Below are 16,098 nucleotides of genomic sequence, written 5' to 3' on the forward strand. Positions count from 1 at the left end.
AAAGAAAGTTTAACGGATAGCAATTTGAAATTTTTTGTCATTTTTATGTACGTTGTAAAATTCAACCATTGCAGGCATAGTCGCTATAAAATCTGCACAGTAAATACCGCTTCCTGCCAATAAATTTTCCGCTTTTTGTGTATCAAAATCAGCTGACCACGTTAAATAATCTAGGGTTTCAATTTCGACACCCAATCCTCTTCTTACGAAACCAATAGACAAAGACATCTTCGCTAAGCTATGAGGCACTCGTCCTTTGGGATTTTTCCCTGTCATCAAATGGACCATACCACGATATATTTCTTCCACAGGATGGGGATTGGGATCCGTTAAATGAACAGTTTGTCCGGCAGCGGCTGCCAATTCACTAAGATACATCGATGCTTCCAAAATATAATCGATCGGCACGACATTTAGATACGATTTGGAACGTCCAACGAATGGAATAATTGGCAGAAATTTTACTCGATCAATTAAATTCAAGAAAAAGTATGGACCATCAAATTTAATGGTTTCCCCTGTAATCGAATGTCCACGGACAATGCCTGGTCGAATAATTGTGACAGGTACTTGTTTCTTCATCTCATTTACTAGTAGTTCTGCTTCGAACTTCGTTTCTTCGTAAAAGTTTTTAAACGCTTCTGGTCGTTGCAATTGGACTTCATAAATAGTTCCTTGTCGATTTCCAGCTACATAGGCTGTACTGAAGTAAACATAGCGTTCTACATTTGGCAATTCTGAAACGAATTCATTCACATGACGAGTTCCTTCCACATTGACTTTCCATGCCAAATCTCTTGGAACTGCCAAGTCATAAATAGCCGCAAGATGCCAGAATGTCACCTCTTTCTCCTGTAAATACTCTTTATCAGCCTTTTTAAGATTTAATCCACTAATAGTGATATCTCCTTCAATCAGCTGGATCGTTCGACAATTTGTTTCTTTTTCGATTCGCTTGGCTTCTTTTTCTGCCTTTGTTCGTTCCGACGATAGGATAATGGCAGAAATCGCTTTATTTTGCTGTGCATGTTTGTACATCAATTGACTCGCAATAAATCCAGGAAAACCAGTAAACACAACTTCTTTCATAACTTCAACCCCTTTTTTAAATCATACTAAATTTTCCATCAATATGTTTGATAAGTAAGAAAATAATTCACTGAGCTCCCTCTATTACGAAAAGTTTCTTTGACATTCACCTTATAAAGTAAAAAAAAGTAAACCCGAAGGCTTACTTTTTATTCATTCTTCTTGTTTGTCGATCAAATAGACTGTAGACAATTGGCACGATATAAAGTGACAGTAAAGTTGAACTGATAAGCCCACCAATAACGGTAATACCCATCGGCTGATTAATTTCAGTACCTTCGCCGATACCAATTGCTAGAGGCAATAAGCCCAAAATAGTTGTTAATGCTGTCATCAGAATCGGACGGCGGCGATCATGAACCGAGGTAATAATGGCATCATAAGAGTCCATGCCATCCTCTTTTCGTTGATTGATATAATCAACCAGCACAATCCCATTATTGACGACAATACCCACCAGAACAAGCAATCCAATGACAGCAGTAATGCTAACCGGCGTCTGCGTAACGAACAGTGCGATTGCTACGCCGATTGCCATCAATGGCACCGTGAACATAATAACTAGTGGATACTTGAACGATTCAAATTGTGCAGCCATTACAATATAGACAAGCACCACTGCAAGCATGACGGCAAGTAACATATCATTGATCGAGTTATCCAGTAATTCCCGGTCCCCGCCAAACGAAATCAGTGTGTTATCATCCAACTCTAACTCTTCAATTGCGACGTCGACTTTATCAGACATGTCACCTAGTGTAATACTCGATTGATGTTGCAACGTGAAAGAAACGCTATCTGCCTGATCTACACGTTGAATACTCACAGGACCTTGAGCAACTTCAATTTCAGCTAACTCCTGGAGTTCCACAAATTCGCCTGCAGGTGTCCGAAGAGATAAAGTGCGTAGTTTTTCAAGACTGTTTCTTTCCCCTTCTTCATAGGCCACATAGACACTGAGAACTTCATCATTTTCAGCCAATACCTGAGTAGCTAAAACACCTCGTGTAATGTTATTGACAGATTGAGCTATTTGGACCGGTGGCAGGCCATATTCAGTAGCCGCCTCACGGTCAATAGTCATCTGGATTTCATCAATAGTTTCTTGACGATCATTCGTCAACTCTGTTACTTCAGGAAGTTCGGTTAATGCCGCTTCAATATCGACGACCGCTTTGTCCAGTCTTGAACGGTCTGTATCCGTTACAGTAAAGGATAACGTATTTGGCGAAGAACCAGCTGCTGTCTGCAAGTTAAAGCTGACTAACGCACGCTCTCCTACCGTTTCCAGAACTCGAGGCTGTACGTCATCTACAAAATCAAAAACCGAACGATCCCGATCTGCTAAATCTACCAATTTCACGTAAATTTCAGCAACATTTGTTTCCGCAGATCCTTGCGCTTGTCCCTGTTGAGTCGAGCCAATTAGGCTAACGTACACATCGACATCTTCTTCAAGTTTCAATTCTTCTTCTATCAGATTGACTACTTCATCTGTCGCTGCTCTTGAAGAACCATTTTCCAGTTCTACAGAAACACTGACAAACCCTTCGTCTGTTGCCGGAATAAATTCTGTGCCGACTTGCATGATGCCAAAAGCACCTACCACTAGTAATACCAGTGCTGTAAACAACACGATCATTCTATGGCGCAAAGCCCAAATGACCGATCCTTCGAATGCTTTGACACTTCTAGAAGTATCTCTCTGGACTTTCGGTTTTGTACCAGGCTTACCCAACATCCTTGATGCCATCATCGGTATAACGGTCAAAGCGACTGCCAACGATGCAAAAAGGCTAAAGGATATTGTCAAAGCAAATTCAAAGAAAATTTCTCCAATCAATCCTGAGATGAAAATAACCGGTATGAAAACCGCTACAGTCGTAAGTGTTGAAGCAATAATTGCACCTGCTACTTCTTTTGAACCTTCAGAAGCAGCCTTTTTGGCGTTTTTGCCCATCGCCAAATGACGTTCAATATTTTCGATAACGACAATGGCGTTATCCACTAGCATTCCAATTCCCAACGCTAGTGCCCCTAGAGTTAAAATATTCAAAGCAAAATCGGCAAAAAACATAAGAACAAAAGTAACGATAACAGAATAAGGAATCGCTACACCGATAATGATTGGACTTTTAATGCCACGTAGGAAAAAGAAAAGAACTAACATGGCAAAAATTCCGCCTAGAATCAATGTCTGTCCGATATTACCGATAGCCAGTTTGACATAGTCTCCTTGGTCAAATAGAATATCTGCCTCCACGCCTTCAAAGCGCTCTTCACTGAGCAGTTCATCTAGCCTTTCTTGGAATGCGTCTGAAACTTCAGCTGTATTTGCTTGAGATTCCTGAAGAGCAGACAGTAGGACAGCTGGCTCTTCATTTGTTCTCGTTTCACTGCTACTTTCACGTTCACTAATGCCAACCTTTGCTACATCTCCGATTGTGACATTATTGCCATCTATCGGATCGATAGTCAAAACCAGATCCTGTATTTCTTCCACATTAGTCAGGGTACTAATAATGCGGGTTGTTAGGTTTCGACCATTTTCGGTCTCAATCGGTTCCCCAGGCAAAGAAATATTGTTTGCTTGAATCAGCTGAACAACGTCCGATTGCTGCAAGCCTTTTTCTTCAAGTGCTGCCTGATCTAATTCAATTTGAATTTCCTCTATTAAAGAACCTGAAACATTGACACTTGCTACCCCGTCTGTTTGACGAAGTTCTGTCTCTAATTCTTCGGCAATCACTCGCACGTCTGCATCCGGATCACTTGAACGCAAAGACAACTGCAAGATGGGGAATTGAGAAGGATCGAACTTTAAAAAGCGCGGATCATTCGAATCGTCAGGAATCGGCGTTTGGTCAATTCTTTGTGCGATATCTGATTGGACATCATCTATATCTGTTGACCAATCAAATTCCAGCAAGATAAAATTCGAGCCTTCTTGGCTATTCGATTGAATCGATTTAATACCCGGCAATGTCGCCAAATTTGCTTCTAAAGGCTTTGTTACTTTTTCACTTACTTCTGTCGGACTAGCACCTGGATAATTAGTTACCACAACGCCAATCGGCGGGTTAAGTTCAGGGATCAACGTAATCGGAATTCGTGTAAATGATACCGCCCCAAGAATAATGATCAAAAACATAATGACCAATGTAAAGACGGGCCTTTTTATCGAAAAATCACTTATTTTCATCTTTTCAAACCCTCTCTTTACTGTGTTCTTCTATCATAAGAAAAATCCTTTATAACCGCAAATTTAACAGAGCTTGTTCACTTATCTGCCACTTTTTTACTCAAAAAAAAAAAAAAAAAAAAAAAAAAAAAAAAACCTGCTAGCAGCAGGTTTTTTATAACAAACTATATAGTCGAATATTAGGATTTTTATCTTGGAACCAACGTGTCGCAAACTCATTCTCGAATAAAAAGACGTATCGATCGAAACGGTCACGCACAAGCATTGAACGCCCACTTGACATCGATTCTTTCACATCTTCCTCATTTTCAATCCAACGTGCAATTTTGTTACCAACCGGTTCCATACGCACATCTACGTTATACTCATTTTTCATACGGTGTTCGAATACTTCAAACTGAAGTTGTCCGACAGCCCCTAAAATAACTTCTTCTAGATGAAGCGTTTTGTAGTACTGAATCGCGCCTTCTTGAACTAATTGAAGAATCCCTTTATGGAAATGTTTTTGTTTCATAACGTTTTTAGCCGTTACTTTCACAAAAAGCTCTGGGGTAAACTGCGGCAAACTTTCAAACTCGAATTTCTTGCCACTTGTAATTGTATCACCAATTTGGTAATTTCCTACATCGTGTAACCCGATAATATCGCCAGCTACGGCTTCATTAACCATTTCGCGGTCATCTGCTAAAAACTGTGTAGTTTGTGATAGTTTAATCGTTTTTCCGGTACGCGCTAAAGTAACAGTCATTCCTCGTTCAAATTTACCAGACACGATCCGTACAAAAGCAATTCGGTCGCGGTGAGCAGGATTCATATTGGCTTGGATTTTAAAGATAAATCCTGAAAACGGCATGTCCACTGGATCAACTATTTCCTCTTGTTGCGTAATACGCGGCTGCGGAGAAGGAGCAAATTGCAAATAGGTTTCCAAAAACGTTTGCACACCAAAGTTAGCCAATGCACTACCGAAGAATACTGGCGTCAATTCACCTTTTTTTACACGATCAATCGAAAAGTCATTACCGGCTTCATCCAATAACTCAATATCGTCCATTGCCTGTGTATAATAAGAAGTTTTTTTCATTTCATGTTCTTCGATCATTTTGCCGTTTTCATCAAGTTCAAGAAAACGATCTCCTGCTGAACGAAACGGTTCAATGCGTTTGTTAAAACGGTCATAAATTCCAAGAAATTCTTTCCCCATACCGATTGGCCAATTCATGGCATAAGATTGAATGCCAAGTACTTCTTCAAGTTCTTCCATTAATTCTAATGGCTCTTTCCCTTGACGATCCATTTTGTTGATAAAGGTGAAAATTGGAATGCCACGCATTTTGCAGACTTTAAAAAGCTTAACAGTTTGCGCTTCAATTCCTTTGGCAACATCAATAATCATGACTGCACTATCAACAGCCATCAATGTACGGTACGTATCTTCACTGAAATCTTGGTGTCCTGGTGTGTCAAGAATATTGACACGATGTCCGGCATAATCAAATTGCATAACGGAAGAAGTTACAGAAATGCCACGTTGCTTTTCAATTTCCATCCAATCGGATGTTGCGAACTTGCCGCTTTTCTTTCCTTTAACTGTTCCCGCATCACGAATAGCTCCACCGAATAATAACAGTTTTTCGGTTAAGGTCGTTTTACCGGCATCCGGGTGGGAAATGATAGCGAAAGTTCTTCTATTTTGAATTTCATTCGTTAATTGGTCTGACATGTTTATACGCTCCTTTAATCTACTCTCTTCATCTTAGAGAACGAACCTGAAAAAAACAAGGAATTTTAACGTCTACAGAAAAAAGAAGCCGTTAGAGGCTCCTTTTCCACTAAAACTTCTTCAATGCTTCTTGTATCGCGATTTCTTTATCACTGTGTGGGTATTTGGTGTTGCCGATAATTTGATAATCTTCATGCCCTTTTCCAGCAAGAATGATAATGTCGCCACTCTCTGCTTGCTGAACAGCATGCTTAACTGCTTCTGCACGGTCACCGATACAAGCAAACTGCTCATGTGTCATGCCACTTTTCAGGTCTTCTAAAATACTGTCATACGTTTCATCGCGTGGGTCATCTGTTGTCAAGACCACATAATCAGCAACCGATGCTTTTTCAGCCATAATCGGACGTTTAGTCTTGTCACGATTCCCACCCGTTCCAACAAGAAAAATAATGCGATTCTTTTTAAAATCTTGAACAGCTTCAATTGCTTTTTCAATCGCATCAGGTGTATGCGCATAATCAATAAAAATCGATACAGGTGCTTCAACTTCCACTTTTTGCATGCGACCTTCTACCGGCGCAATTGCCGCAATTGCTTGTAAGATTTCATCTAACTTATAGCCTTCTGCGTATAAAGCGGCAATCGCAGCTAACGCATTAGAAACATTAAATTCACCGAGCAGTTTCATCGCTACCGGAAACTGGCCTGCAGGACAATGCAAGGTGAACGTAGTCCCTGTATGCGCCAATTGAATATCTTTTGCTCGGAATTGTGCATCATTTTGAATGCCATATGTGTACACCGGATGAGGCGTCATTTTTGCTATTTCACTAGACCACGGATCGTCCGCATTTAAGATGGCTTGCTTTTGATTGGCTACATCCTGGCCAAGCTGTGAAAATAATAACGCTTTGGCATGACCGTATTCTTCCATCGTTCCGTGAAAATCTAAATGATCGTGTGTCAAATTAGTAAAGATAGCCGTATCAAACTCTACACCAGCCAAACGACCCAAAATTAAACCGTGCGACGAAACTTCCATCGTCATGTGCGAACAATCTTCGTCACGCGCACGCGCAATCATTTGTTGCGTCGTCAGTACATCATTTGTCGTATTAGCTGATGGGTGTAGTTGCCCGTTTAGATTAAAGCCAATCGTTCCTGTTAATGCCGATTTCTCGCCTAACTCCATTAGCATCGAATGCAGAATACCAGCCACACTCGTTTTGCCATTAGTTCCGGTAACTCCAATCATGTGAAGAAGCTTAGAAGGATAATCGTAAAATTTAGCAGCTAGAAGTCCCAATGTTCGTGACGTACTTTCGACAAGGATCACTGTTGCATTATCAATTGTTAAAGGTTTTTCTGCTACAATGACTGCTGCTCCTTGGTCTGCCGCTTGTTGGGCAAAATCATGGCCATCTACTGTGTAGCCAGTGATGCAAACAAAAATTGAATCTTTTTTAATATCACGTGAATCTATAGTTAAATGCTCAATGCGATCAGGCAAGGCACCTTTAATCTGCTTATACGGAATGGCTGTAAGTAACTCTTTGCTGTTCATGAAAACACTCTCCTAACTCTTAAGAAACCATTGAAGACAGCACATATGCATAAAGCAATGCTGCTGCCGCTTGTAATGAATCTGTATGCGTACGTTCATATGAATGGGAAGCTTCAATTCCAGGACCAAACAAAGCATGCTTCACATCATGTCCTGCACTAATGGCAGCTGACGCGTCTGATCCATAATAAGGATAAATATCCACTTTATAATCGATTGCATTGGTTTGCGCCAAAGAAATTAAATGGCGTGTCAGTCCATAATGGTAAGGACCACTTGAGTCTTTTGCACAAATGGAAACCGTGTACTCATCCGACTCTTGGCCGTCTCCAATAGCTCCCATATCAACAGCGATATATTCCTGTGTTTCTTTCGGAATGCTGGAGTTTCCACCGTAACCGATTTCTTCATTGTTTGAAATATAAAAATGCGTTGTATAGGGCAGCTGCTCTCCCGTTTCACTAAAATGTTTTACCAATTGAAGCAGTAGCGCGGTACTTGCCTTGTCATCTAAATGACGAGATTTAATATAACCTGACGCTGTCGCTTCAAATCTTGGTTGAAAAGAAACAAAATCTCCTACTTCAATTCCTAAGTTCTTCACTTGTTCTTTCGAAAAGGCTTTTTCATCTAGACGAACTTCCATATTGTCTGCACTACGTTCTGCTGTACCGGCATCTTTATAAACATGCACAGTCGTTTGATGTAAAAGGATTGTTCCAGAAACTGTTGAACCGTCCGCTTTATGTACGAGGCAATTTTCACCTTCAATTGCATTGAATTTAAAACCGCCAACTAACGATAGCTTTAAACGACCGCTCGACTTGATTTCTTTCACCATAGCTCCAAGCGTATCGACATGCGCTGTCAGCAAACGGTGCTGCTGTTGATTCTTTCCTGGGATCGTCGCAATGACTGCTCCCTTATGAGTCGTCTTATACTCCACATTCCACTGTGTCAATGCAGTACGAATTTTTGACATAACATCCATGGTGTATCCAGATGGACTTGGAATTTCCACTAATTCTTTTAACAAATCGATTGTTTCGTTTTGGTTCCATTGATAAGTCATCTCTACCACTCCTCGGTTCTTTAATCATATCAAAATCAATGATGTTCGCACAGTCCCGTCTTATAGTATTATAGTATTAGTTAGCTGCAAAAATTAGCTAGACGCGTCATTTTAGTCACAATATACCCAATTAGGACTGTACTCACTATTCATAACTTTCTAAGTAGGACTGATATCATTTTAAAGCAAAACGCTGAGGTGACTTATGGAAAGCAAGATTATTAATCGCAAAAGAAGCCAATTGTTCATTCATGTACTCGGATTTTTAAGTATTTTCCATTTTTTGCTCAATCAATTAATAGAAACAAATACAGCAGTGGTTTCTCCGCTTTTCGGAATTTCCAGTTATTTTTTGTTTCTTTTGGCTATGGCTAAAATGAAAGAACGCACCTTGCAGTATGCCATTCTTTTTGCTATGAATCTGTACATCTTCATTTTGAACGTTGAATCTTTGTCTCCTATTACACTTATTTATTTTGTCGTACCAATTATTATTTCTGCTTTGTACAATGATACCAAACTTATTCTTATCCTCGGCTTAGCAACTGCCATTGAATTCACACTCCTATCAACACTGTTTGACCGCTTTGATACTGGAAATCCTTTTTCTTACACACAATTATCCATCGTTATTTTTATACTATCGATATTATCGATTACCTTGCTTCATAGTATTTACTTTAGTCGCTATTGGAAGCAGCTAGAACTAACTAATGCATCGATGGAAAAAGCTTTGTTATCCAAAGAAGGTTACTTACAGTTATTTTTTGAAACAGCCAAAGATGCTATCGCTGTTTTCGATCCAAACAATAAAATCATCGCAGTCAACCCTGCTTTTGAAGAATTGTACGGTTGGACCTCTGAAGAATGCATAGGAAACACCTTGCCACTTTATCCACAGGACATGAAAGAAGACGTCGAGAGACGCACATTGGATGTTCAGCAAGGAAAAAGTTACTCTCTCTTAGAAACAATAGATCTTCGAAAAGATGGCAGCCGCTTTCACGCGTTAATCACCTTGTCACCTATTTTTGACCATTCCCAAAAAGTAGTAGCGACATCCATCATTTCTCGCGACATCAGCTACCAAAAAGAATCCGATAAACTGATTTTACAATCTGAAAAACTCAAGCTTGCAGGCGAAATTGCAGCTGGTGTCGCTCATGAAATCAGAAATCCCATGACCGTCATCTCTGGCTTTATCCAAATGATGCATTGCGATCCGAAGCATCTTTTTCCGGAATATACCGAACTGATTCAATCCGAATTAGACCGGATCAACTTGATCATTAGTGAGTTTTTAGTGCTTGCCAAACCACAAGCCGTCACACAAAAAAAGTTTAGTATCCAGCAAGCATTGGAAGATATTCTTACCTTGTTCGGTTCTGAACTTAATCTGAACGGCATTGAATTAAAAAAAGAATGGCAAGAAGACTTCCAAGTCAACGGTGAAGAACATCATTTAAAACAAGTTTTTATTAATTTATTGAAAAACGCAGTCGAGTCAATGGAACAGCCAGGAAAAATACGAATAACAATCACTTCTGAAAAACATAATAAGTTTTCCATCAGCTTCGAAGATTCAGGTATCGGAATTTCCGAAAAAGATTTAGACGGTATTTTCGAACCTTTTTATACGACCAAAGCTAGCGGTACGGGACTAGGGTTATTGGTTTCTCAAAAGATTATACGAGAACATAACGGCACTCTCACCATATCGAGTACGGCCGGACTAGGGACAGTCGCCAAAATCATCCTGCCCGCTTATTAAAGAAAGCTTCACTGCTGAAATCCCTTTAGTCTTATTGAATGTCCGATGATGTTAGTTTGTTTAAAGACATTAGTTAAAAGACCAGAGGAGAAATCAACTGATTTCTCCTCTGGTCTTTTGTGTTTTTATTTAGTTTTGATTAATCGCGGTCGTCGTCATCATCATCCTCTTCATCTGAAGCAACGTTCAGAATAGAGCCGTCTTTAGCATTAACATCAACTTCATGTTCTATGCGTCCATCTTGAACTTCAACCTCGTAGTAAGCAGGATTTTCTTCGGCTTTTAGCTCAAACCCTTCGAAAGTTCCATTCACTGTAGCTAACGCCGCTTTAATCGCTTCGTCAGAACTGATAAATTCTCCCGCTGTAGCTGTCTGAGATTTTTCAGCGTTGTCTTTTTCACGCTTCTGCTCAAGTACTTCACCCGTATAAGCATCAAATTCAATGTCGTATTCGTAGCCATCAAAATCAATTTCTACTTCGTAATTGGCTCTTTTGTCGTCTGTATCCAATTCAATATCCGTAATGCGACCATTTGCCAGTTCAAGCGCTTTCGCTGAAATTTCTTCTGTGCTCATCATTTTTTCAGTTGCGACTTCTTGTACGTCATCAGTCACTTTGCCATTAACAGCTGCTGTTTCCGAATTGGCTAATACAACGCCTCCAAAAGCTAAAACCCCGACTGCTACTGGAATATACACTAATTTCTTCATGTAATTTCTCCTCCTCATTTGTTGTTACTCTTACAATAACCTATTCTTCTGAGTAGAAGATTAAGGCAAGATGAGAAACTGATGAGAAATGAATGCAGATTCGTTCAAGTCAATTATCCCATTCGACTGTCATTGTATCGCCACGAACTGCATGAATTTGAATTGTCGCTTCTTGATCCGTTTCGTCATTCTCAATTTCAATCAAGTAATAGCCACCATCTTCGGTCTCCACGAATTCATCGTCTTGAACTTCTCCTGACAATGTTTTTTTAGCCAGTCTAATCGCTTCGTTGCGTGTAATAATCCGCTCGAGATCTGGTTCTTCTGACGGAACTACTTGAACCGGCTCTTCACTGATTGTTAATACTCCCCCTGTTGCAGCAGATAGCACCAAAGTCGAGACTTGCGTTTCTTCCTCGACTTTAACGGTGTACTCGTTTCGATCTTTGTTGTAGGTGTTGCTCCCAATTATTCCTTCAACTTTCTCTAAAGCAATCTTTTCTGCCTGTTGTTCGGTTAATTTTTTAGCTTTTTCCGTTTTTTTTAGTAGTTTCATGCTTTCTACTTGGCCGTTTTGTCGGTTTACTAGAGCGAGATAGCGTCCATCTGTCCGTTGGAATTCGACTTGGTAATCTTCTCCAGAGGCTGTAGTTTGTTCAATACTTCCTCCGTACAAGCTAATTACCGTTTCCTCGGCCTGCTCTTCTGAAATTTCAGGAGAAGTGCGTGGAAACAGCAGAAAGGCTATTACTGACCCACCAAGTAAAATCGTCGCTAAGGTCATCAAAATCCACTTTCGCATCATCATCCCTCCTGTTTCAAGTGTACATCAGCAACATTAGAATTCTCTGAGAAAGTAATGGTTACTGTCGTACCCAACTGCTCGATGCTCTCCAGACTAATTTCAACCTTCAATGAATCAGCCAGTTGTTTTGCCAATGATAGACCTAACCCAAATCCCCCAGTTTCTCGGTTCCTTGCTTTATCTACACGATAAAATCGTTCAAAGACAAAAGGCACTGCATCTTTTGGAATGCCGATTCCTGTATCACGAATCTGAATAACGGTGTCTCCATTTTTTTGAGCGATTACCTCAATTTTATTAGCGCTATACTTTCTGGCATTGTCCAGCAAAATATAGAGAAGCTGCTTGAACTTCGAGACATCGGTAACGACCGGTAGTGACTGTTCAGCTGTAATCAACTCGAACTCACGATCATAAGATGTGTTCATGGCCGTAACGGTTTGCGCCAGTATATCGACAACGTTTACAGTGATCCATTCCATTTGTGATTCGCTTCGGCGGGCAATATGCAGCAATTGCTCGATTAACCCCTTCATCCGGTCGGTCTCTGCACGTATGGCTATCAAACTTTCCTCCGCAATTTTTTCATCGTGCATGCCTTGTCGCTGGAGCAATTTGGCATAGCTACCGATTACCGTTAGCGGTGTCTTTAGTTCGTGGGAAGCATTCGAAACAAATTCTTCTTGCTTGGAATAGTTTTCTTCTAACAAGTCCATCATTTCATTGAAGGTATTGCCCATTTCAGTCAATTCATCGTGTGAATTGCTTGCTACCGGTAGTTTTTCAAAATTGCCGTTACGCTGTATGCGTGTCATGGTAGTCGTCAAATTGGTAATCGGTCGTGTAACAATTCTTCCTAGAACGACACTCGAAATAATCACGGGAATCATAGCTAGCAAAGTGACAGCAACTAAAACCAGCCGCAGCGTCTCCAAGTTTTTTGTCGTTTCCTGCATCGACTGTGCAACTGTAACTTCTGCCACTTGACCATCCGTCCAAATAATCGGTGCTTTAACATAAGCAAAGCGCTCGCCTTCCACGTTGATTGTGCCCGACAGCTCTTCTAGTTTATCGGGGAGCTTGACAGTTACCGTTGGAGATTGGATAGGTGCTAGTTGTTGACCATCAGCTGTCGTAACTTTCACAAGCCCATTAACAGGGACATAGGCACGCAGCACCGTACTTGGATCTTCCGTTTCCGTATTATTAAACTTCGCCACCAGTGCGTTCGTTTCCGTCTGAAGCTGTTCAACTTCTGTCGAATACGTCAATCGGCTAAATGAAAAATAAATAACGAAAGCCAAGATTAACAAAATCACCAGCATCAACAACGTGGAGGAAATATGAATTTTATTTTTTAGTTTCATGGCTTTGCTCCTTCAACACATAGCCCACTCCACGAACAGTTTGGATATACGTAGAACGTTCACCCAAATCTACTTTCTTCCGCAAATAGCGGATATAAACGTCGATTACATTGGTGTCTCCGTAATAATCATAGCCCCACACCGCATTCAAGACTTGTTCACGGCTAAGCACTTGTTGTGAGTTTTTAATCAAATACAGCAATAAATCAAATTCCCGTGGCGTCAATTCAATCATCCGCCCGTTACGTTTGACGTCCCGCGTACTTTCGTTCATTTCCAGCTCATGAAAACGGTGAAGCGCTGAATTCCCATTACCATTTGATAGGCGCAGACACGCACGAATTCGTGCCAGCACTTCTTCAATCTCAAACGGTTTCGTAATATAATCGTTGGCACCTAAATCCAAACCAGCCACTTTATCTTTTACATCGTCTTTAGCTGTTAGCAAAATAACCGGAATCGCCGCATCCGATATGCGGATACGCTTTAACACATCCAAGCCATGGATTTCTGGCAACATCAAATCGAGCAACACCAAATCCCAGTTCTGCTCCCGGAACTGAATCAACCCTTCAGAGCCTGTATGAGCAACGCCTGTTTCATATCCTTCAAACTTCAATTCCAATTCCAATACACGCGCAATGCTTTTTTCATCTTCAACAATTAAAATGCGTTCTGCCATTGCCATCACCTCTTACTAAGTATCATATCAGATTCATGAAAAGCGCAGGTGCCCATGTAGATTCGACGGGCATAAGACAGACCAGCAGTGTGGCGCTCTTTGCCACGCAGCTGGGTTGGCTTATGACCCTAGAATCTGGGCGCCGGAGTCTGGACACTGAAAAGCGCAGGCGCCCATGTAGATTCGACCGGCATAAGACAGACCAGCAGTGTGGCGTTCTTTGCCACGCAGCTGGTCTGCCTTATGACCCTAGAATCTGGGCGCCAGAGTCTGGACACTGAAAAGCGCAGGCGCCCATGTAGATTCGACCGGCATAAGACAGACCAGCAGTGTGGCTTTCTTTGCCACGCAGCTGGGTTGGCTTATGACCCTAGAATCTGGGCGCCGGAGTCTGGACACTGAAAAGCGCAGGTGCCCATGTAGATTCGACGGGCATAAGACAGACCAGCAGTGTGGCGCTCTTTGCCACGCAGCTGGGTTGGCTTATGACCCTAGAATCTGGGCGCCGGAGTCTGGACACTGAAAAGCGCAGGCGCCCATGTAGATTCGACCGGCATAAGACAGACCAGCAGTGTGGCGCTCTTTGCCACGCAGCTGGGTTGGCTTATGACCCTAGAATCTGGGCGCCGGAGTCTGGACACTGAAAAGCGCAGGTGCCCATGTAGATTCGACGGGCATAAGACAGACAGAGACGAAAAAAACGACCCGAAGGCCGCTTATTTCAGTACTGTCTTGATCCATTTTGCTTTATTTTTATAAGGAGGAAACAGTAAATTTGTCGATAGTTTAGTTGATTTCTTCAAGATGGATTTAGCGTGTGTAAAGGTTTCAAAGCTGGATTTACCATGATAGGAATTGATACCAGACGTTCCGATGCCACCAAACGGTAAATAAGAGCTCCCCACATGAGAAACCGTATCGTTAATACAGCCGCCGCCAAATGGTAATTGATCTAAGAAAAATCGTGTCGCACGTTCATTTTCTGAAAACAAATACGCCGACAATGGTTTCGGCAAGTTACGGATTTGACGCAATAATAACGGCAAGTCCGTATAGCTAATAATTGGTAAAATCGGACCAAAAATCTCGTCTTCCATAGAGGGACTGTCCCAGCTAACATTATTTAGAAGGACCGGTTCGATATACAAGTCATTGCGATCCGTATTGCCGCCATAAATAATTTGTCCCGCTTCTTTGCGAATAATTTCAGTCAATCGATCAAAATGTTGAGTGTTGACGATCCGCCCAAAATCAGGACTCTGTTGTGCATCTTTGCCGTAAAAGCCTTTTATTGTTTTCGTTAAAATTTTCAGGAATTCTTCTTTAACCGATTCGTGTACACAAATATAATCAGGTGCCACACATGTCTGACCGGTATTCATCAGTTTCCCCCAAGCAATTCGTTTTGCAGCAAGTTCCAGGTTCGCTGTTTGGTCGACAATCGCCGGGCTTTTGCCTCCAAGTTCTAAGGTAATCGGCGTTAAGCGCTCCGATGCAGCTTTCATGATGACTTTTCCGACATTCACACTGCCGGTAAAGAAAATATAATCAAATGAGGCATGAATTAATGCGGTTACTTCTTCACGTTCGCCTTCGACTGCGCGAACATAGTAAGAAGGAAATGCTTCTTCAATAATAGTACCAATTACTTTTGCCACGTGAGGTGTTGCTTCTGAAGGCTTGACTATCGCACAATTCCCACCGACAATCGCTCCAATTAATGGCTCCATAACCAATTGGAATGGATAATTGAAAGGCCCAATGATTAACACAGAGCCGTATGGTTCACGGATAACAAAGCTTTTAGCCGGCTGAAGATGAATTGGTGTCTTGACGTGTTCAGGCTTCATCCAGTCTTCTACATTTTTTGCCATGCTGCCGATGCTATCGAGTACAAAACCGACTTCTGTTGCATAAGCTTCAAATTCACTTTTTCCTAAATCTTTTTTCAAAGCATCGATAATTTCTTTTTCATGAGATTGGATCACACTTTTTAAGCGGTACAATTGTTCGATTCGAAAATCCGCTGGTTTCGTGTCACCTGTATAAAAGTAAGCACGTTGTTCTTCTATCATGCGTTCCACATCAGTTGCTGTAAAATTCATTGT

General features: G+C 41.3%; 11 protein-coding genes. 1 reads left to right on the plus strand and 10 read right to left on the minus strand.

Annotation, left to right across the window (positions count from 1 at the left end):
- Window positions 1-9: 9 nt before the first annotated feature.
- The 5 genes from FQ085_RS01910 to FQ085_RS01930 form a co-directional block, all read right to left on the minus strand.
- A complete protein-coding gene (locus FQ085_RS01910) occupies window positions 10-1,089 on the minus strand; it encodes an SDR family oxidoreductase (RefSeq protein WP_058384778.1) in 1,080 nt (359 codons plus the stop codon).
- 142 nt (window positions 1,090-1,231) lie between these two features.
- Entirely contained in the window at window positions 1,232-4,291 is a 3,060-nt protein-coding gene (locus FQ085_RS01915; RefSeq protein ID WP_149455776.1) for an efflux RND transporter permease subunit, read from the minus strand.
- Window positions 4,292-4,445: 154 nt separating this feature from the next.
- Window positions 4,446-6,014, minus strand: coding sequence for a peptide chain release factor 3 (locus tag FQ085_RS01920; protein WP_058384776.1), 1,569 nt, complete (start codon window positions 6,012-6,014; stop codon window positions 4,446-4,448).
- Window positions 6,015-6,123: 109 nt separating this feature from the next.
- On the minus strand, window positions 6,124-7,581 hold the full coding sequence (locus tag FQ085_RS01925; RefSeq protein WP_149455777.1) for a UDP-N-acetylmuramoyl-L-alanyl-D-glutamate--2,6-diaminopimelate ligase: 1,458 nt from the start codon (window positions 7,579-7,581) through the stop codon (window positions 6,124-6,126).
- A gap of 19 nt (window positions 7,582-7,600) precedes the next feature.
- Window positions 7,601-8,653, minus strand: coding sequence for a M42 family metallopeptidase (locus FQ085_RS01930; RefSeq protein ID WP_149455778.1), 1,053 nt, complete (start codon window positions 8,651-8,653; stop codon window positions 7,601-7,603).
- Window positions 8,654-8,858: 205 nt separating this feature from the next.
- Between FQ085_RS01930 and FQ085_RS01935 the strand changes: the two genes are divergently transcribed.
- Window positions 8,859-10,424, plus strand: a complete 1,566-nt coding sequence (locus FQ085_RS01935; RefSeq protein WP_149455779.1) for an ATP-binding protein — start codon at window positions 8,859-8,861, stop codon at window positions 10,422-10,424.
- 139 nt (window positions 10,425-10,563) lie between these two features.
- Here FQ085_RS01935 and FQ085_RS01940 read toward each other — a convergent pair whose 3' ends face one another.
- From FQ085_RS01940 to FQ085_RS01960, 5 genes are all read right to left on the minus strand, one after another.
- Window positions 10,564-11,136: a PepSY domain-containing protein gene (locus FQ085_RS01940; RefSeq protein WP_188074695.1), complete on the minus strand. Its 573-nt coding sequence runs from the start codon at window positions 11,134-11,136 to the stop codon at window positions 10,564-10,566.
- Window positions 11,137-11,245: 109 nt separating this feature from the next.
- Window positions 11,246-11,938: a PepSY domain-containing protein gene (locus FQ085_RS01945; protein WP_188074696.1), complete on the minus strand. Its 693-nt coding sequence runs from the start codon at window positions 11,936-11,938 to the stop codon at window positions 11,246-11,248.
- Between the two features lie 2 nt (window positions 11,939-11,940).
- Window positions 11,941-13,308: a HAMP domain-containing sensor histidine kinase gene (locus tag FQ085_RS01950; RefSeq protein ID WP_149455782.1), complete on the minus strand. Its 1,368-nt coding sequence runs from the start codon at window positions 13,306-13,308 to the stop codon at window positions 11,941-11,943.
- Entirely contained in the window at window positions 13,292-13,990 is a 699-nt protein-coding gene (locus tag FQ085_RS01955; RefSeq protein WP_058384769.1) for a response regulator transcription factor, read from the minus strand. Before FQ085_RS01955 ends, FQ085_RS01950 begins: the two co-directional genes overlap by 17 nt.
- Window positions 13,991-14,706: 716 nt before the next feature.
- On the minus strand, window positions 14,707-16,095 hold the full coding sequence (locus tag FQ085_RS01960) for an aldehyde dehydrogenase (RefSeq protein WP_058384768.1): 1,389 nt from the start codon (window positions 16,093-16,095) through the stop codon (window positions 14,707-14,709).
- Between the last annotated feature and the right edge of the window lie 3 nt (window positions 16,096-16,098).

Origin of the sequence: Planococcus sp. ANT_H30 (assembly GCF_008369335.1) — a bacterium.
Lineage (GTDB): Bacteria > Bacillota > Bacilli > Bacillales_A > Planococcaceae > Planococcus > Planococcus kocurii.

Coding starts and splice junctions, on each gene's coding strand:
- FQ085_RS01945 (WP_188074696.1), bottom strand. CDS start 11,938: ATGCGAAAGTGGATTTTGATGACCTTAGCGACGATTTTACTTGGTGGG.
- FQ085_RS01935 (WP_149455779.1), top strand. CDS start 8,859: ATGGAAAGCAAGATTATTAATCGCAAAAGAAGCCAATTGTTCATTCAT.
- FQ085_RS01920 (WP_058384776.1), bottom strand. CDS start 6,014: ATGTCAGACCAATTAACGAATGAAATTCAAAATAGAAGAACTTTCGCT.
- FQ085_RS01955 (WP_058384769.1), bottom strand. CDS start 13,990: ATGGCAGAACGCATTTTAATTGTTGAAGATGAAAAAAGCATTGCGCGT.
- FQ085_RS01930 (WP_149455778.1), bottom strand. CDS start 8,653: ATGACTTATCAATGGAACCAAAACGAAACAATCGATTTGTTAAAAGAA.
- FQ085_RS01960 (WP_058384768.1), bottom strand. CDS start 16,095: ATGAATTTTACAGCAACTGATGTGGAACGCATGATAGAAGAACAACGT.
- FQ085_RS01940 (WP_188074695.1), bottom strand. CDS start 11,136: ATGAAGAAATTAGTGTATATTCCAGTAGCAGTCGGGGTTTTAGCTTTT.
- FQ085_RS01910 (WP_058384778.1), bottom strand. CDS start 1,089: ATGAAAGAAGTTGTGTTTACTGGTTTTCCTGGATTTATTGCGAGTCAA.
- FQ085_RS01950 (WP_149455782.1), bottom strand. CDS start 13,308: ATGAAACTAAAAAATAAAATTCATATTTCCTCCACGTTGTTGATGCTG.
- FQ085_RS01915 (WP_149455776.1), bottom strand. CDS start 4,291: ATGAAAATAAGTGATTTTTCGATAAAAAGGCCCGTCTTTACATTGGTC.
- FQ085_RS01925 (WP_149455777.1), bottom strand. CDS start 7,581: ATGAACAGCAAAGAGTTACTTACAGCCATTCCGTATAAGCAGATTAAA.